This is a genomic window from Pseudomonas reinekei, from assembly GCF_001945365.1.
GTDB lineage: Bacteria > Pseudomonadota > Gammaproteobacteria > Pseudomonadales > Pseudomonadaceae > Aquipseudomonas > Aquipseudomonas reinekei.
Genome location: NZ_MSTQ01000003.1, coordinates 279,380 through 297,331 on the forward strand (window position 1 = coordinate 279,380; position 17,952 = coordinate 297,331).

Below are 17,952 nucleotides of genomic sequence, written 5' to 3' on the forward strand. Positions count from 1 at the left end.
GGACGCTAGTCTTTCATAGGCCGCCATGACAAGGAACAGGGAGCCGCAATGAGCGAACAGCAGATCTTATTGGCGTTTGGCGCAATTGGTGCAGCGGCGCTGCTCTGCCAATGGCTGGCCTGGCGCTTGAAACTGCCGGCGATCCTCTTTCTGCTGTTGACTGGCATCCTGGTCGGCCCGGTGCTGCATCTGCTCGACCCGCAGGAGATGTTCGGGCCATTACTGATGCCACTGGTGTCCCTGGCCGTCGCGCTGATCCTGTTCGAAGGCAGCCTGACCCTGCATCTATCGGAGTGGCGAGAAATAGGCAGTGTCGTGCACCGTATGGTGACCGTCGGCGCTCTTTCCACATGGGTAGTCATTGCCGTTGCCACTCACTGGCTGCTGGATTTCGACTGGATGCTGGCCATCCTGTTCGGCAGCCTGACCCTGGTGACCGGTCCGACCGTGATCGTACCGATGCTGCGCGTCGTGCGCCCGAAAGCCTCGATTGCCAACATCCTGCGCTGGGAAGGGATTGTCATCGACCCGATCGGCGCCCTGCTGGCGGTGGTCGTCTACAGCTTCATCATCGCCAGCGCCGAAGGCCACGGTATCAAAGAAAGCCTGCTGACATTCGGTGGCGTGATCTTGTGCGGCAGTCTGTTCGGCATTTTTGGTGGTTGGCTGCTGGGCACCCTGATTCGTCGCCAGTGGCTACCGGAATACCTGCATAACCTGGCAGCGCTCGCCGCCGTGCTGGGGATTTTCATCACCTCGAACGAGGTGACACATGAATCCGGATTGCTGGCCGTGACCCTGATGGGCATGTGGCTGGCCAATATGAAGGGTGTGGATGTGCGCCACATCCTGCACTTCAAGGAAAACCTCAGTGTCCTGCTGATTTCCGGGCTGTTCATTCTACTGGCAGCGCGCCTTGACCTGAATGCCATGTTCGGTCTCGGGCCATGGGTCCTGATTCTGCTGCTGATCATTCAATTCATCGCGCGACCGTTGAACGTGACCCTCAGCACCCTGGGCTCAAGCCTGAACTGGCGCGAGCGGGCATTGCTGGCCTGGATTGCACCTCGCGGGATAGTGGCGGCAGCGGTATCGGCCATTTTCGCCATACGGTTGCATGAAGCGGGTCACGAAGGTGCACTGTTGCTGGTGCCACTGACCTTCGCCGTGATCATCGGCACTGTCGTGCTGCAAAGTGCCACAGCGCGCCCCTTGGCGCGTCTGTTGAAGGTGGCTGAACCGGCGCCTAGCGGCTTTCTCATCATCGGCGCCAACGGCCCGGCGCGCACGCTGGGCAAAGCCCTGCAACAACTGGGCAGCCGCGTGTTGCTGACCGATTCGAGCTGGGAAAACATCCGGGCGGCGCGCATGGAAGGTTTGCCCACCTATTTCGGCAACCCGGCCTCTCAACATGCCGATGCGCACCTGGACCTGGTGGGACTTGGGCATTTGCTGGCACTGTCGCCATCCGGCGAACTGAACACTCTGGCGTCGATGCGTTTTCGTCATGACTTTGGTCATCAACGCTTGTTCGGGCTGGCCAGTGGTCAAGAGAATCGCCGCACCGACAAGCACCGCGCCAGCCATGAACATCGCGGGCGTTTGCTGGGCAATGAGGAATTAACCTACGTCAAACTGGCCAATCAGCTGCATCAGGGGGCCGAGTTGTACAGCACACACCTGACCGAGGGCTTCGGCTGGGAGGATTATCAGGCGTTGCATGGTGAACGTGCGACGCTGCTGTTTGCTCGCGACGACAGTGGCTGGGTGCACGTAGTGACGCCGGAGAGCTCGCTGAAACCTTCGGCGGGGTGGACGTTGTTGGCGTTGATTCAGCCGCAGGCAAGCGGCGCTGCATAAATCGCAGACAACAAAAAAGCAGCCCGCAGGCTGCTTTTTTCTGCATCGGAAGCTGGACTTAAGCCAGTTTTTCCTTGATGCGAGCTGCTTTACCAGACAGGTCACGCAGGTAGTACAGCTTGGCTTTACGTACGTCACCGCGACGTTTAACGGCCATGCTGTCGATTTGCGGGCTGTAGGTCTGGAAAGTACGTTCTACGCCAACACCGTTGGAGATTTTACGAACGGTGAATGCACTGTTTACGCCGCGGTTACGCTTGGCGATAACAACACCTTCGAACGCTTGCAGACGCGAACGGTCGCCTTCCTTCACTTTCACCTGAACGACAATGGTGTCGCCCGGGGCAAAGGTAGGGATCTCTTTGGTCATCTGCTCTGCTTCGAGTGCAAGGATGATTTTGTTAGTCATGCTGTGCTCCTAAGGTAAATCGTCGGATCTACCATCGATACGTTGTTAACTATCGTCCCGCTCGCGGATGTATTCCTCGAGCAGCTTCTTCTCTTCTCCAGAAAGCGAGCGGCTTTCCAGAAGATCGGCGCGTCGTTCATAGGTCCGACCAAGGGACTGCTGTAAACGCCAACGCCGGATGTGCGCGTGATTGCCACTTAGCAATACGTCGGGAACACGCTGATCCGCATACACCTCCGGTCGGGTGTAGTGCGGGCAATCCAGCAAACCATCCGTAAAGGAATCTTCCTCGGCGGAGTCCGCATGCCCTAAAGCTCCAGGCAGCAGTCGTGTAACCGCATCGATCAGGACCATCGCCGGCAGCTCGCCGCCAGACAGTACATAGTCGCCAATCGACCACTCTTCATCGACATGAGCATCAATAAAACGCTCGTCAATGCCTTCATAGCGGCCGGCAATCAGGATCAATGCATCCAGATTCGCCAACTCGCGCACCGCCGACTGAGTCAGTTGACGGCCTTGGGGCGACAGGTAGATCACCTTCGCGCCCTCCCCGGCGGCTGCCTTGGCGTGAACCAGAGCGTCTTCCAGGGGCTTGATCTTCATCACCATGCCCGGACCACCGCCAAACGGGCGATCGTCCACAGTGTGATGTCGATCCGTCGTGTAGTCTCGCGGATTCCAACAGGTGAGCTGCAACAGCCCCTGTTTCACCGCACGACTGGTGATGCCGTACTCGCTGATGGCGGAGAACATCTCGGGAAACAAACTGATCACTTCTACGCGCAAGTTAGCCACGCTTAGAAATCCGCGTCCCAATCCACCTTCATCTCGCCTGCTGCCAGGTCGACGGCCAACACGCATTGCTCGGTATACGGCAACAGGCGTTCGCGATCATCCAGGCTGCCAGCGCAAGGCTTGACCACCATTACATCATTCGAGCCGGTCTCCAGCAGGTGATCGATCTTCCCGAACAATTGCCCGAGGGTGTCGAAGACCTTGAGACCTTCCAGCTGGTACCAGTAGTACTCGCCGTCGGTCAGTTCAGGGAACAGGTTGCGCGGCACGCAGATCTCATAACCGGCCAGAAGACGAGCTTCTTCACGATCATCGAGACCCTTGAGCTTTGCGACCAGGAACTTGTCATTCCCGCGTCCGCTGACCAGCTCTACCTGCTTTACATTGCCGTCACGCTTGAGCGTCCAGGTTTTGTAATCCAGCAGGTTCTTAATCGGATCAGTAAAGGAATACACCTTCACTTCGCCGCGAACGCCGTGAACAGAATAAATCTTGCCGATAACGATCAAATCATCAGCAACAGCTGGCGTCGCGTTCATATTGCTCAGGCCGCAGCCTTAGCAGATTCCTTCAACAACTGAGCAACGCGCTCAGAAGGTTGTGCACCAACGCTCAGCCAGTAGGCTACGCGCTCTTGGTTCACGGACAGACGAACTTCTTGACCACGAGCAACCGGGTTGAAGAAACCAACCTGTTCCTTGTGCGAACCGTCGCGCGGGTTGCGGCTGTCGGTTACGGTCAAGTGGTAAAACGGGCGCTTTTTGGAGCCGCCAAGGGCAAGACGGATTGTTAGCATGTGAACATCGTTCCTGTAGTCGGTGCTGCAAATCTAAAGGCACAGCGGGCATGGGTGCCCGAAAGGCCGCATATTCTAAGGAATATCCGGACTTTTGCAAATGACTTTTTCCGGCGGCCTATCGGTCGCCAAGCAGATTTGCTATAGAGCCGTCGTTGAAAACGGCCGGTCAGCTCCCGCCAAGTGCGGGTTTGCTGTGTATCCCACTTCCCTGTGGGCTGCGCCAGAGCAGGCTCCAGCGCGAATTCTTTACATTTTCGGCATGCCGCCGCCGGGCAACATACCGCCCATCCCGCGCATCATCTTGGCCATTCCGCCTTTCGCGGAGAATTTCTTCATCATTTTCTGCATCTGCTTGTGCTGCTTGATCAAGCGGCCGATGTCCTGCACCTGAGTGCCGGAACCCATGGCGATACGGCGTTTACGCGAACCACTGATCAGCTCAGGGTCACGACGCTCGGCCGGGGTCATGGAATTGATGATGGCTTCCATCTGCTTGAACTGCTTCTCTGCCGCATTCTGGGCGTTACCCATCTGCGCCAGGTTCACACCGCCCATGTTAGGCAGCTTGTCCATGAGCCCGCCGAGGCCGCCCATGTTCTTCATTTGTTGCAGCTGATCGCGGAAGTCTTCGAGGTCGAAGCCCTTGCCCTTCTTCAGCTTCTTGGCCAGTTTGTCGGCCTTGTCCTTGTCGAGGGTCGCCTCCGCCTGTTCGATCAGGCTGAGCACGTCACCCATGCCGAGGATGCGCGAAGCAATACGCTCAGGGTGGAACGGATCGAGCGCTTCGCTCTTCTCGCCCATACCGATGAACTTGATCGGCTTGCCGGTGATGGCACGAACCGACAGCGCGGCACCGCCACGGGCGTCGCCGTCGACCTTGGTCAGGATCACACCGGTCAGCGGCAGCGCATCACCAAAGGCCTTGGCCGTGTTGGCGGCGTCCTGGCCGGTCATGGCGTCAACCACGAACAGGGTTTCGACCGGGTTGATCGCGGCATGCAGCGCCTTGATCTCGCCCATCATCTCTTCATCGATGTGCAGGCGACCGGCGGTATCGACGATGACCACGTCGATGAATTTGAGTTTTGCTTCCTTAATAGCCGCTTGCGCGATCTCGACCGGCTTCTGGCTCAGGTCGGAGGGGAAGAAGGTCACACCCACTTCACCGGCGAGCATTTCCAGCTGTTTGATCGCCGCTGGACGGTAAACGTCCGCGGACACGACCATGACCGACTTCTTCTTGCGCTCTTTAAGGAAGCGCGCAAGTTTGCCGGCGGTGGTGGTTTTACCCGCACCCTGCAAACCGGCCATGAGGATGACCGCTGGCGGCACGGCGCTCAGGTTCAAATCTTCGTTGGCCGCGCCCATCAGGCTTTCGAGTTCGGCCTGGACGATTTTCACAAAGGCCTGGCCCGGCGTCAGGCTGCGCGACACCTCGGTGCCGACAGCGCGCTCCTTGACCGAATTGACGAAGTCCTTGACCACCGGCAGGGCGACGTCGGCTTCGAGCAGCGCCATGCGCACTTCGCGCAGGGTATCTTTGATGTTGTCTTCGGTCAGCTTGGCCTTGCCGGTGACATGGCGCAGCGTCTGCGAGAGACGGTCGGTTAAGTTTTCAAACATTGCGCGATCCTTTCAGGCCCTGTGTAGACCGGGATAATGGCGGCCCGGACCGGACTATAATTGTGCTCGGCGAGCCTGCGGCGTGGGCAGGTCGCGGATTATAGCGAAGACTGCGTCTGGCGGACACCTCGCCGTCAGCTTGTCTGGTCTTTCGTGCTGAGTGGGTTCTATGCCAAACTCAGCGCCTTTCGGGCTTGCCTAACAGGATTTATGCTCCCCTTGTCACCCAGCTTGCTTACCACCCTCGCCGCCGCTTCTTTATATGCCGCTGCGACATTCTATCAAGGCACTCGCCTGGCCAACTGCGCCAAGGCCAACAAGCGCCTGCTGGTCACGCTCGGCGTGCTTGCGGTGCTGGCCCATAGCGCCAGCCTGGTAACCCACCTGCTGACGCCGATCGGCCTTGGCCTGGACTTCTTCAGTGCCGCCAGCCTGATTGCCGCCGCGGTCATCGCCCTGACCCTGCTGGCCTGCTCGCGCATACCAGTGGAGAACCTGCTGGTTCTACTGTTTCCCCTCGGTGCATTGACTGTGCTACTGGCGCAGTTCACTCCCGCCGGCACGGTGCAAATCATTGACGAAGAGCCGGGCATTCTTGCCCATATCCTGCTGTCGATCCTCGCCTACGGCATGTTCACCATTGCGGTGTTCCAGTCACTGCTGCTGCTGGTCCAGGACCATCAGCTCAAGCACAAGCATCCGTCCGGGCTGATCAAGAACTTCCCGCCGCTGCAAACCATGGAAAGCCTGCTCTTCGGTTTCCTCTGGGCCGGCTGGACCCTGCTGTCGATGTCACTGATTTCCGGGTGGCTGTTCGTCGAGAATCTGTTCGCACAGCATCTGGTGCACAAGACCCTGCTGGCCTGCCTGGCCTGGATCGTCTTCAGCGTGCTGCTCTGGGGCCGTAACCGCCTCGGCTGGCGCGGACACAAGGCCATTCGCTGGACCCTCGCCGGATTCTGCCTGCTGATGCTGGCGTATTTCGGCAGCAAGCTGGTCCGTGAATACATCCTGCACATCTGACGGGCGGCATTAATGGACGACTTGCCCTTAGGGCCGATGCTCGCTGTAGTGGCCCTGCTGGTTTTATGGTCGGGATTGTTTTCCGCCATTGAAGCCGCTCATCAACATTTACTGGCCAAGCGCATCGCTTCGCGCTCAAGCGACAAGCCGTTGGCCAGACTGAGCTTCCCGCTCGACAGCCTGATCTTCTGCAATACCCTGTGTCGCGCCCTGGTGGTGGTGATTTGCACCTTGCTGGCGATTTTCACCTGGGCGGAAAACGGTCCGTGGGCCGCCTGCCTGGGCGCGGGCGCTATGCTGTTGGTGCTCACCGACTATTTGCCGCGCACCCTCGCCGTTCGCCATCCGGATGCGATCCTGACCTTTGGCAACAGCTTGCTGCGCGTACCGCTGAAAATCGTTTATCCGGCAGCCTGGCTGCTCAATGCCATCAGCCAACTGCTGATCCGCCCGTTCGCTCGCAAAGTCAAGGTCGTACAACAGAGCGAAGACGAGACACAACTAGCCCAGCACGACGATCGCGAACCGACCGCCCAAAGGACACACCCGCTGCCCGGCATCCATGCGCTGGACAACATCACGGTCAACGACATTCTGGTACCACGCAGCGAAGTCGACGGGATCAACCTCGATGAACCGATCGAGGACATCATCGAACAACTGCGCAAAAACACCCGCACACGCCTGCCGCTGTTTCACAGTGACATCAATCAGGTTGAAGCCGTACTCAACACCCGGCAAATCGGCCATCTGCTGGACGATGGCAGCCTGACACTGGACGCGCTGATGGCGGCCAGTCGCGAACCTTACTTCGTACCGGAAAGCACGCCACTGCAACTGCAATTGCTGAACTTCCACAAACAGCAGCGCCGTCTGGGCATGGTCGTCGACGAGTACGGTGAAGTGCTCGGCATCGTGACCCTGGAAGACATTCTCGAAGAAATCGTCGGCGAGTTCGAAAGCCAGCAAAGCCTGAACAACCCGCACATCCACCCCCAGGCCGATGGCCGCCTGGTGATCGATGGAGCGGCGTCGATTCGCGACCTCAACAAGAGCCTCGGCTGGCACCTGCCCAGCGATGGTCCGAAAACCCTCAACGGCCTGGTGACCGAGGCGCTGGAAACCATTCCAGAAAGCGCGGTGTGCCTGAAGATTGGTCGTTATCGCCTGGAAATCCTCGAGACCGAAGAAAACCGGGTGACGCGAGTGCTCATCTGGCATACCAGCCCGACGCTTGCCATGGCGACTGTCAGATAGGTGAATGCTCAGCCTCGCTTCGCGAGAAAACGCCTACAGGAGCGAGGCTGCAATCTTTAAAAACCACCCCACTTGTTCAATCGTTAGCCACCTTCCTATAATCGAGACGCTTACCCAAGCCTCGCCGACCCGGTGCATACCCGCACCTCTCTGGTCCCGGCCTGACCACCCGCTGTATCCGTAACAGACCGACGACTGCTCCTACCTCGAACAGCGACCGTTCCGCCACCCACATCCCTGGGTTCTCGACCATAATAATTCGCTCCACTGGGGCACATGACTGTCAGGGATAACCGCATGACGACCAGCACGACTTACGACGACGCCACACCTGCGCAACCGACGAACTCCGCGACCCGCGTGGCCACCGCAAGCTTCATCGGCACGGCCATCGAGTTCTACGACTTCTATGTTTATGCCACCGCCGCCGCACTGGTGATCGGCCCGGTGTTCTTTCCGCAGACGTCCGGCACGGCGCAAATGCTTTCGGCTTTTCTAACGTTCGGCATCGCGTTCCTCGCGCGACCGCTGGGCTCGGCGCTGTTCGGCCACTTTGGCGACCGTATCGGGCGCAAATCCACCCTGGTGGCGTCGTTGCTATTGATGGGCGTGTGCACCACGCTGATCGGCGTGCTGCCCGGTTACGACAGCATCGGCGCCTGGGCTCCAATCCTGCTCTGCGTGCTGCGCTTCGGCCAAGGCCTGGGGCTGGGCGGCGAATGGGGCGGCGCGGCGCTGCTGGCCACGGAGAACGCGCCGAAGGGCAAGCGCGCCTGGTTCGGCATGTTCCCGCAACTCGGCCCGTCCATTGGCTTTCTCGCGGCGAACGGCCTGTTTCTCACGTTGGCCATGTCACTGGATGACGAACAGTTCCGTTCGTGGGGCTGGCGGATTCCGTTCCTGCTCAGTGCTGCGCTGGTGATGGTTGGCCTGTACGTGCGCCTCAAGCTTCACGAAACACCGGTTTTCGCCAACGCCGTCGCCCGTCAGGAACGAGTGAAGATTCCGCTGGTCGAGCTGTTCAGCCAATACTGGATGCCGGTGCTGCTGGGGGCTGGCGCCATGGTGGTGTGCTACGCGCTGTTCTACATCTCGACCGTTTTCTCGCTGAGTTATGGCGTCGCGACACTGGGCTACAGCCGCGAAACCTTCCTCGGCCTGCTGTGCTTTGCCGTGCTGTTCATGGCTGCCGCTACCCCGCTGTCTGCCTGGGCCAGTGACCGCTACGGACGCAAACCGGTGCTGATCATCGGTGGCGTGCTGGCGATTCTGTCCGGTTTCCTGATGGAGCCATTGCTGACCCAGGGCTCGACCTGGGGCGTGGCGCTGTTCCTGTGCATCGAGCTTTTTTTGATGGGCGTGACGTTTGCGCCGATGGGCGCACTGCTGCCGGAACTGTTTCCGACCCATGTGCGGTATACCGGCGCCTCCGCCGCCTACAACCTGGGGGGGATTGTCGGGGCCTCCGCGGCGCCCTTCTTCGCACAGAAACTGGTGGCATTGGGTGGCTTGAGTTATGTCGGCGGGTACGTGTCCGGCGCGGCGGTGCTGAGTTTGATTGCAGTGCTGTGCCTGAAGGAAACACGGCATAACGATTTGAATCGCATCGCCTGATAGATCGCTATCGCAAGCAGGCTTGCTCCCACAGGGATAGGTATCCCTGTGGGTCAATTTGCCACATTTTTCCCCCGCCCATTGTCACCTCGCTCTACGCGCATCGGCTTATCCCCGCTATACTTCCCGGCTTTTCCTGAATAAATGCCAATAGGGTCCCGCCGCGCATGGATAAGACCTACCAGCCGCACGCCATTGAAACTTCCTGGTACAACACCTGGGAGTCAGAGAACTACTTCGCCCCGCAAGGCGCGGGCGAGTCCTACACCATCATGATCCCGCCGCCGAACGTCACCGGCAGCCTGCACATGGGTCACGGTTTCAACAACGCGATCATGGACGCCCTGATCCGTTTCCGCCGCATGCAGGGCCGCAACACCCTGTGGCAGCCAGGCACCGACCACGCCGGTATCGCGACGCAAATGCTGGTAGAGCGTCAACTGGAAGCCCAGGGCCAGAATCGTCACGATCTGGGCCGAGAAAAATTCCTCGAGAAAGTCTGGGAATGGAAAGACCAGTCGGGCGGCAATATCAGCCGTCAGATCCGTCGCCTCGGCTCGTCCGTGGACTGGAGCCGTGAGCGCTTCACCATGGACGACGGCCTCTCGGAAGCCGTGAAAGAAGCGTTTGTACGCTTGCACGAAGACGGTCTGATCTACCGCGGCAAGCGCCTGGTCAACTGGGATACCAAGTTGCACACGGCGATTTCCGACCTCGAAGTGGAAAACCACGACGAGAAAGGTTTCCTGTGGAACCTCAAGTACCCCCTGGCTGACGGCGCCAAGACCGCTGAAGGCAATGATTTCCTGATCGTCGCGACCACTCGCCCGGAAACCATGCTCGGCGACGCCGCCGTCGCGGTTAACCCGAACGACGAACGCTACAAAGCCCTGATCGGCAAATTTGTCGAGCTGCCACTGGTTGGCCGCCGCATCCCGATCATCGCCGACGATTACTGCGACCCTGAATTCGGCACCGGCTGCGTGAAAATCACCCCGGCCCACGACTTCAACGACTACGAAGTCGGCAAGCGTCACAACCTGCCGCTGTTGAACATCTTCGACAAGAACGCAGCAGTCCTGCCGGCCTGCCAGGTATTCAACCTCGACGGCACGCTGAACGAAACCATCGACGGCAAGATCCCGGCCGAATACGCCGGCCTCGACCGTTTCGAAGCGCGCAAGCAGATCGTGGCCGCGTTCGAAGCCGCGGGTCTGTTGGTCAGCGTCGACGATCACGGCCTGAAAGTGCCGAAGGGCGATCGCTCCGGCACCATCATCGAGCCTTGGCTGACCGACCAGTGGTACGTGTCCACCAAGCCGCTGGCCGAGCCTGCGATTGCCGCCGTTGAAGATGGCCGCATCCAGTTCGTGCCCAAGCAATACGAAAACATGTACTTCTCGTGGATGCGCGACATCCAGGACTGGTGCATCAGTCGTCAGCTGTGGTGGGGCCACCGGATCCCGGCCTGGTACGACGAGTCAGGCAAGGTCTATGTCGGCCGCGACGAAGCCGAAGTGCGTGCCAAGCACAACCTCGGCCCGGACGTGGCGCTGCAACAGGACAACGACGTTCTCGACACCTGGTTCAGTTCGGGCCTGTGGACATTCTCCACTCTCGGCTGGCCGGAACAGACCGAGTTCCTGAAGAAATTCCATTCCACCGACGTGCTGGTCACTGGCTTCGATATCATTTTCTTCTGGGTTGCCCGGATGATCATGCTCACCATGCATTTGGTGAAGAACGAAGACGGCACGCCGCAGGTTCCGTTCAAGACGGTTTATGTGCACGGCCTGGTGCGTGATGGCCAGGGCCAGAAGATGTCCAAGTCCAAGGGCAACGTCCTGGACCCGCTGGACATCATCGACGGTATCGAGCTGGAAGAGCTGGTCAGTAAACGCACCTCCGGCATGATGCAGCCGAAACTGGCAAAGAAGATCGAGAAGCAGACCCGCGAAGAATTCGCCGACGGCATCGCCAGCTACGGTACCGACGCCCTGCGTTTCACCTTCTGCTCGCTGGCGTCCACCGGTCGCGACATCAAGTTCGACATGGGTCGCGTTGAAGGCTATCGCAACTTCTGCAACAAGATCTGGAACGCCGCGCGCTACGTGCTGGACAAGGGCGAAGACTGCGGCCAGAACGGCGAGGCCTTTGAACTGTCGCTGGCTGACCGCTGGATCATTTCGCAGCTGCAACGCACCGAAGCCGAAGTGACCCGTCAGCTGGATCAGTTCCGTTTCGACCTGGCGGCACAAGCCCTGTACGAGTTCATCTGGAACCAGTATTGCGACTGGTACCTGGAACTGTCCAAACCTGTGCTGTGGGATGAAAACGCACCGGTCGAACGTCAGCGCGGCACCCGTCGCACGCTGGTTCGCGTGCTGGAAGTGGCTCTGCGCCTGGCGCACCCGTTCATGCCGTTCATCACCGAAGAAATCTGGCAGCGCATCGCGCCGCTGGCCGGTATCGAAGGCAAGACGATCATGCTGCAACCTTGGCCCGTGGCCAACGAAACACGCATCGATCAGGCGGCCGAAGATGACATCGAATGGCTCAAGGGCCTGATGCTCGGCACGCGGAATATCCGTGGCGAGATGAACATCGGGCCGGGCAAACCGCTGCCGCTGTTCTTGAAAAATGTCAGCGCTGAAGATCAGCGTCGCCTGACCGAGAACGAAGCCCTGCTGAAGAAGCTGGCGCGTCTGGAATCGATCACCGTACTGGCTGCGGGCGAAGAAGCACCGCTGTCCGCCACTGCCCTGGTTGGCGAGATGGAAGTGTTGGTGCCAATGGCCGGCCTGATCGACAAAGGTGCCGAGCTGGCGCGTCTGGACAAGGAAATCCAGCGCCTGCAAGGTGAAGTGCAACGCGTCGGCGGTAAGCTGTCCAACGCCGGTTTCGTTGACAAGGCACCCGCCGAAGTCATCGAGAAAGAACGCGCCAAACTGGCCGAAGCCGAACAGGCGCTGGGCAAGTTGGCCGAGCAGCATGCGCGGATTGCCAGCCTGTAACGGCGAATCGCAATGAAAAAGGGAGGCCCATGTGGCCTCCCTTTTTCGTGCCATGAGGGGGCACGCCGATAGTGGCGGGATGTGGGACAATGTCGCCACTTTCAGCCATACCCGAATCGACCACCGCCATGACCGCCCCCCGTACACCGAAACCTGCACGCAAAAAGCCCGAGTCCGCGACCCCGGCCAAAGCCGTGGAGCCGCGCGAGAAGGCCAGCCTGCATCCGCGCAATCGCCATCAGGGTCGCTACGACTTCCCGGCACTGATCAAGACCACGCCGGAACTGGCGAAATTCGTGATCATCAACCCGTATGGCAAGGAAAGTATCGACTTCGCCAGCCCGCAAGCCGTGCGGGTATTCAACCGGGCGCTGCTCAAGTCGTTCTATGGCATTGCCCATTGGGATATTCCGGCCGATTACCTCTGCCCGCCAGTACCGGGCCGGGCCGACTATGTGCACTTCCTTGCCGACCTGCTGGCCAGTGGCAATGAGGGTGTCATTCCCGGTGGCGCCGCCGTGAAGGTGCTGGACATCGGCATGGGCGCCAACTGCGTGTACCCGTTGATCGGCTACAGCGACTACCGCTGGCAATTCCTCGGCTCCGACATCGACGCCACGGCCATTGCCGCGGCCAAGGCAATCATTGCTTCCAACGGTCTGAATAAAGCCATTCAGGTGCGCCAGCAAAGCAACCCCAAGCAGATTCTCACCGGCCTGCTGGAGAGCGAAGAGCGTTTTGACCTGACGATGTGCAACCCTCCCTTCCACGCCTCACTGGACGAAGCCACACGGGGCAGCACGCGCAAATGGCGCGCCTTGGGCAAAGCCGATCCGAAACGCAAGCTCCCAGTGTTGAACTTCGGTGGACAGGCGGCGGAGTTGTGGTGTGAAGGCGGCGAAGTGCGATTTGTCACGCAACTGGTCAGCGAGAGCGCGCAGGTAGCGCAACAAGTGCTGTGGTTCAGCACGCTGGTGTCGAAGGCCTCAAACCTGCCGGCGATCCAGGCAGCCTTGAAAAAGGCCGGTGCGCTAGACAGTCGGGTGGTAGAAATGGGTCAAGGCCAAAAGCAGAGCCGCTTCGTCGCTTGGACGTTCCAGACCAACGCACAGCAACAGGCTTGGCGTCAGGCGCGCTGGACAAACGCTTCAACGCAATAACAGAACATAGCGGCGCCCGGCCTTGAGCCAGCCTTTATCGCAAACAAAAAACCGTGCGCGGATTAATCCGGCGCACGGTTTTTTTACAAGTATTACTGGCTGACTGTTTGAATTGGCCATGTTTGACCCAATACCCAGGATCGAACAAATCGCGTATTAGCGTTTCGCTACCCTGACGACCTCTTTGAAAGCGCAACCGCGTACTTCTTTATTCTCGCAGTAGTACCGTGAGTTCCACTCTTTCCAGGGTCCATTGGTTTCAATATTGGCCACGACCCCTTCCCGCTTGAAGCGCATATCGACCGCGCCGCCCTGTTGCAGCGCATAACCACAACGCAGAACTTCACCAATGACAACAGCATCCACCACATCCTTGTGAGGTGCAAATATGGCCAACTCGAACTCACCCACCGGCCCCTGGCCGGTTTGAGAGGTGCCGTACCACTCATCAGCGCCACCGGCCGTCGGCGCTTTATAAACACCTGGGGTCACTTCCTTGATGTCTGAAGGACTTGGACAGTACTCCGTGACATTTGCCCAGGCCTGACCGGATAACAGAATCGCCACGCACATCACCAACTGTTTAAGTTTCATAAAACGTCCACTGTTATTAACAACCAGAATTTAGTGTTTGGCTTTTACGCAAAGCCGAGCGCGACACCAGACCGATACTACCGATTCACGGCGTACACTCAACTATCAGTATTGTGGGAAACTTCGCTAGATAGATGGAGAAAACTGACTTATTCAATTTACAATAAAAAAGCCGCAGCACAATAAATAAAATGTTGCATCAATCGAACTTTCGAAGACTTTTATGACGGACACAAAAAAACCGTGCCCGGATCGCTCCGGCGCACGGTTTTTTTTAACAAGTCTTACTTGTTAACAGCGTCGGTCAGGCCTTTGGCCACAACCAGCTTGATCACTTTCTTGGCAGCGATTTCGATGGCAGCGCCAGTCGAAGGGTTGCGACCGGTACGGGCAGGACGCTCAGTCACTTTCAGTTTGCCGATACCTGGCAGAGTGATTTCGCCGCCGTTTTCCAGCTGATCAGCAACGATTTGGCCCAGTTGGTCCAGAGCGTTACGCGCGGTGGTTTTTGGCGCGTCGATAGCTTCAGCGATGTCGGCGATCAGTTGGTCTTTAGTAAGAGCCATGTAGTGTTCCTTCCCTATCAAATTCATATGGATTGCAGAGTGCAATGTCAGCCATCGAGCCCGATCTTCTGGATCTGGCACCCTCGGCGAATAACCTCGGGATCGGGGTTATAGATACCGAAATCAGGGTTTGGTTCGACCTGACAAAAGCTGACTGCAGGCTTAACGCAGTGACTTCGCGCAAGACCGGGCAAAACTAGCACAGAGACGGGGAAATATCCGCCTCTAGCTACCCATTTGGTCAGCTTTATTGCTCTAAATCGGGAAAAATACGCATCAGCGCCGCCGGTCACCCGGGAATTGCCCTTCGTACCGCGCCAAAACCAGTGGTTGCGGTACACTGAGCGCTTTTTCGGGGGAGACTGCACTCCTCTCTTCAATCAGCCGAGAAGCCCATGCCGATCCGTCATTGCATCGTCCACCTGATCGACAAAAAACCCGACGGCACGCCTGCAGTTCTCCACGCTCGAGACTCTGAACTGGCCGAGTCCGCCGCCATCGAGAACATGCTTGCCGATCTCAATGAAAGCTACAACGCCAAGCAAGGCAAGGCCTGGGGTCTGTTTCATCCGGAGTCCGGTGCTTTCCCGTTCAGCGGCTGGCTGAAGGAATACCTCGACGGCGCTCAGGACTTCACCGCCTTCAGCCGCGTGGCCGTGGAACACCTGCAGAAGCTGATGGAAGAATCCAACCTCTCGGTCGGCGGCCATGTGTTGTTCGCGCACTACCAACAAGGCATGACCGACTATCTGGCGATTGCCCTGCTGCACCACAGCGAAGGCGTGGCCGTGACCGACGAACTGGATGTGACCCCGTCCCGCCACCTCGACCTGGGCCAGCTGCATCTGGCGGCGCGAATCAACGTGTCCGAGTGGCAGAACAACAAACAATCCAAGCAGTACATTTCGTTTATCAAAGGCAAGAATGGCAAGAAAGTCTCGGAATACTTCCGTGACTTCATCGGTTGTCAGGAAGGCGTCGACGGCCCGGGCGAGACTCGTACCTTGCTCAAGGCATTCAGCGACTTCGTTGAAAGCGAAGACTTGCCGGAAGACGACGCGCGCGAGAAGACCAAGACCCTGGTCGACTACGCCAGCAGCCAGGCAAAAATGGGTGAGCCCATGGGCCTGGAAGAGCTCTCGGGACTGATCGATGAAGATCGCCCCAAGGCTTTCTATGATCACATCCGCAACAAGGACTACGGGCTGTCACCGGAGATCCCGGCCGATAAACGCACCCTCAACCAGTTCCGTCGTTTCACCGGGCGCGCCGAAGGCCTGTCGATCAGCTTCGAGGCCCACCTGCTGGGCTCGAAGATCGAGTACGACGAAGAAGCCGGTACGCTGATCATCAAAGGCTTGCCGACCTCCTTGACTGACCAGCTCAAGCGACGCAACTGATGCTCGGCAATGTACTGAAGAAATGCCTGCTGATTCTGCTGGTGGTGGTGGTCTATCAGAACTGGGGCAAGATCGAGCGTGTGTTCAACCCGTCGCAAGTGGTGTCCGAGCAGACCCAGGCCAAAGCCAACGTCGTGCTCTACGCCACCGAATGGTGCGGCTACTGCAAACTGACCCGGCGTTTTCTCGATCAGAAAGGCATTCCGTACAAGGAATTCGATATCGAAAAAGATGCCGAGGCGCGCAAGGATTACGAGGCTCTGGGCGGTGGAGGGATTCCGATCATTGATGTGAACGGGACGCTGATTCGCGGGTATGACCCGGATGCGATTCTGGCTGCATTGAAGTAATCCATCGGATACACACAATGCTGTGGCGAGGGGGCTTGCTCCCGTTGGGTCGCGAAACGGCCCCAAAACCGGGACGGCTGCACAGTCCAGCGGGAGCAAGCTCCCTCGCCGCAAGTTGCTTTGTATCAGCGTGCTTCGATACGGAATCCGAAGCGTGGAAAGTGCACATGCACCACGCCGCCGCGCTCGTCCTCGCGACGCACAATCAATTCCTCACGCCCCGCAAACAACAACTCACCCGCCACCGGATCGACGCCATAGTCGGTCGCGGCAATGATCACCTTCTGGCCCGCCTTGAACCCATTCGGATCTTCAAACACTTCGTCCGGCAATGCCGCCGGCGTAGCGTTGCGTGCAACCTCCAGCGCTTCTTCAGAAGTCATCTCGCTCGGCGCACCGTGGCCGAAACCCAGTACACGCGACAACCATGCCGAGACCGCCGGATAGTTATCCACAAGCGGCGAGGTCACGGGCGTTGCCTTGAGGAACCACATGGGGTGTGCGAGTGCGAAGTCGGCAATCGACGGCTCGCCGAACAGATAATCCCCCTCCTCGCGCTGCAGCTGCTGTTCGAGGCGTGCCATGATCGTCGGCCATTGATGCTTGGCTTGTTCGGCGGACAAGCGTGTAGCACTTCCACCGCTGAACAATCCGGCGCGGTCAGCGAGAAACGCCTTGATCGCTTCCGGCGGTAAATTGCCGAAACGAACGGCGACCGATTCCGGTTGAAACACCAGGCTGACCGCGTGCTGGAACACCACCGAATCGGCCCAGGTGGCGAACGAAGCGGCAATCATTTCCTGACCTTCCGGGTAGAACGCCGGCAGGGCTTTTTCCTGTTCCAGTCGACGGGCAATCAGTGCCGTATCGCAATAGATGTCCGCGCCGACCTGCAACACCGGCGTCTTGCGGTAGCCACCGGTCAGGGCGGTGAGATCGGGTTTTGGCATCACCGGCGAGATCTTTACCGAACGCCAGGACAATCCTTTGAAACCCAGCAGCAGCCGCGCCTTTTCCGCAAAGGGCGACGTGGGGTAATGATGCAGAATCAACTCGGACATGCTCGGCTCCGCCGCAAAGATCAGGAGCCCGCAGCTTAGCGTGCAAACGCTTAGCAGCCTACAGATCTGCCTAATGAGACCCCATCAGTCAGATTGATAAGGCGGCAGCGGCGCTCGCCACCAGGCACTCCTTGGCGCTTTTGCGAAGTTTTTTGATCAGCCGTTCCTGACGCAACGCTTCGCTTTTGTCGCGGCAGGCTTCGGTGTAGACCAGCGCCATGGCCGGGCTGGACAGAAAAAACCGTGCGCCCTTGCCGCTTTGATGCTTGGCGAAGCGGCGCACCGGATCGTCGCTGATCCCGCAATAGAGCGAACCATTGGCAGCACGCACAAGGTAGACAAACCACGGTTTGCTTGCAGGCGCTTCGACGTCGATAGGATTTTCGTTGAGGGTGGTCACGGAACGATCAGGGCTGCAAAGAAA

The 17,952-nt window shown here is 58.7% G+C and carries 17 protein-coding genes; 8 read left to right on the plus strand and 9 right to left on the minus strand.

Annotated elements, in window-relative coordinates; genetic code table 11:
* The first annotated feature begins 48 nt into the window (after positions 1 to 48).
* The gene (locus BVK86_RS05995; RefSeq protein WP_075945556.1) at positions 49 to 1,860 is read left to right on the plus strand and encodes a cation:proton antiporter; all 1,812 of its coding nucleotides are present in this window, start codon (positions 49 to 51) and stop codon (positions 1,858 to 1,860) included.
* Between the two features lie 58 nt (positions 1,861 to 1,918).
* Here BVK86_RS05995 and rplS read toward each other — a convergent pair whose 3' ends face one another.
* From rplS to ffh, 5 genes are all read right to left on the minus strand, one after another.
* Positions 1,919 to 2,269: a 50S ribosomal protein L19 gene (gene rplS / locus BVK86_RS06000; protein ID WP_003175895.1), complete on the minus strand. Its 351-nt coding sequence runs from the start codon at positions 2,267 to 2,269 to the stop codon at positions 1,919 to 1,921.
* Between the two features lie 45 nt (positions 2,270 to 2,314).
* Entirely contained in the window at positions 2,315 to 3,067 is a 753-nt protein-coding gene (gene trmD / locus BVK86_RS06005; protein ID WP_034149002.1) for a tRNA (guanosine(37)-N1)-methyltransferase TrmD, read from the minus strand.
* A gap of 2 nt (positions 3,068 to 3,069) precedes the next feature.
* A complete protein-coding gene (rimM, locus tag BVK86_RS06010; RefSeq protein ID WP_075945557.1) occupies positions 3,070 to 3,606 on the minus strand; it encodes a ribosome maturation factor RimM in 537 nt (178 codons plus the stop codon).
* A 5-nt stretch (positions 3,607 to 3,611) separates the two neighbouring features.
* Positions 3,612 to 3,863: a 30S ribosomal protein S16 gene (gene rpsP, locus BVK86_RS06015; RefSeq protein ID WP_003198088.1), complete on the minus strand. Its 252-nt coding sequence runs from the start codon at positions 3,861 to 3,863 to the stop codon at positions 3,612 to 3,614.
* Positions 3,864 to 4,112: 249 nt separating this feature from the next.
* Positions 4,113 to 5,489 carry a signal recognition particle protein gene (gene ffh, locus BVK86_RS06020; RefSeq protein ID WP_075945558.1) on the minus strand — a complete coding sequence of 459 codons (1,377 nt, stop codon included), beginning with the start codon at positions 5,487 to 5,489 and terminating at the stop codon, positions 4,113 to 4,115.
* Positions 5,490 to 5,699: 210 nt separating this feature from the next.
* Here ffh and BVK86_RS06025 point away from each other — a divergent pair, with 210 nt between their 5' ends.
* The 5 genes from BVK86_RS06025 to rlmF all read left to right on the plus strand — a co-directional run bounded on the left by BVK86_RS06025 (position 5,700) and on the right by rlmF (position 13,557).
* Positions 5,700 to 6,512 carry a cytochrome C assembly family protein gene (locus tag BVK86_RS06025; RefSeq protein WP_075945559.1) on the plus strand — a complete coding sequence of 271 codons (813 nt, stop codon included), beginning with the start codon at positions 5,700 to 5,702 and terminating at the stop codon, positions 6,510 to 6,512.
* Between the two features lie 12 nt (positions 6,513 to 6,524).
* Positions 6,525 to 7,769: a transporter associated domain-containing protein gene (locus BVK86_RS06030; RefSeq protein ID WP_075945560.1), complete on the plus strand. Its 1,245-nt coding sequence runs from the start codon at positions 6,525 to 6,527 to the stop codon at positions 7,767 to 7,769.
* A 297-nt stretch (positions 7,770 to 8,066) separates the two neighbouring features.
* Positions 8,067 to 9,383, plus strand: a complete 1,317-nt coding sequence (locus tag BVK86_RS06035; protein ID WP_075945561.1) for an MFS transporter — start codon at positions 8,067 to 8,069, stop codon at positions 9,381 to 9,383.
* A 167-nt stretch (positions 9,384 to 9,550) separates the two neighbouring features.
* The gene (locus tag BVK86_RS06040; RefSeq protein WP_075945562.1) at positions 9,551 to 12,397 is read left to right on the plus strand and encodes a valine--tRNA ligase; all 2,847 of its coding nucleotides are present in this window, start codon (positions 9,551 to 9,553) and stop codon (positions 12,395 to 12,397) included.
* Between the two features lie 128 nt (positions 12,398 to 12,525).
* The gene (gene rlmF / locus BVK86_RS06045) at positions 12,526 to 13,557 is read left to right on the plus strand and encodes a 23S rRNA (adenine(1618)-N(6))-methyltransferase RlmF (RefSeq protein WP_075945563.1); all 1,032 of its coding nucleotides are present in this window, start codon (positions 12,526 to 12,528) and stop codon (positions 13,555 to 13,557) included.
* A gap of 156 nt (positions 13,558 to 13,713) precedes the next feature.
* On the opposite strand, the gene BVK86_RS06050 is transcribed toward rlmF, so the two are convergent.
* Entirely contained in the window at positions 13,714 to 14,151 is a 438-nt protein-coding gene (locus tag BVK86_RS06050; protein ID WP_075945564.1) for a DUF3757 domain-containing protein, read from the minus strand.
* A 284-nt stretch (positions 14,152 to 14,435) separates the two neighbouring features.
* The gene (locus tag BVK86_RS06055; RefSeq protein WP_007905514.1) at positions 14,436 to 14,717 is read right to left on the minus strand and encodes an HU family DNA-binding protein; all 282 of its coding nucleotides are present in this window, start codon (positions 14,715 to 14,717) and stop codon (positions 14,436 to 14,438) included.
* Positions 14,718 to 15,112: 395 nt separating this feature from the next.
* Here BVK86_RS06055 and yejK point away from each other — a divergent pair, with 395 nt between their 5' ends.
* Positions 15,113 to 16,117, plus strand: coding sequence for a nucleoid-associated protein YejK (gene yejK, locus BVK86_RS06060; protein ID WP_075945565.1), 1,005 nt, complete (start codon positions 15,113 to 15,115; stop codon positions 16,115 to 16,117).
* A complete protein-coding gene (locus BVK86_RS06065) occupies positions 16,117 to 16,467 on the plus strand; it encodes a glutaredoxin family protein (protein WP_075945566.1) in 351 nt (116 codons plus the stop codon). The genes yejK and BVK86_RS06065 overlap by 1 nt, the downstream gene beginning before the upstream one ends.
* Positions 16,468 to 16,592: 125 nt before the next feature.
* Here BVK86_RS06065 and BVK86_RS06070 read toward each other — a convergent pair whose 3' ends face one another.
* Positions 16,593 to 17,528, minus strand: coding sequence for a glutathione S-transferase family protein (locus tag BVK86_RS06070; protein WP_075945567.1), 936 nt, complete (start codon positions 17,526 to 17,528; stop codon positions 16,593 to 16,595).
* Between the two features lie 88 nt (positions 17,529 to 17,616).
* A complete protein-coding gene (locus BVK86_RS06075) occupies positions 17,617 to 17,928 on the minus strand; it encodes a GIY-YIG nuclease family protein (protein WP_075945568.1) in 312 nt (103 codons plus the stop codon).
* Between the last annotated feature and the right edge of the window lie 24 nt (positions 17,929 to 17,952).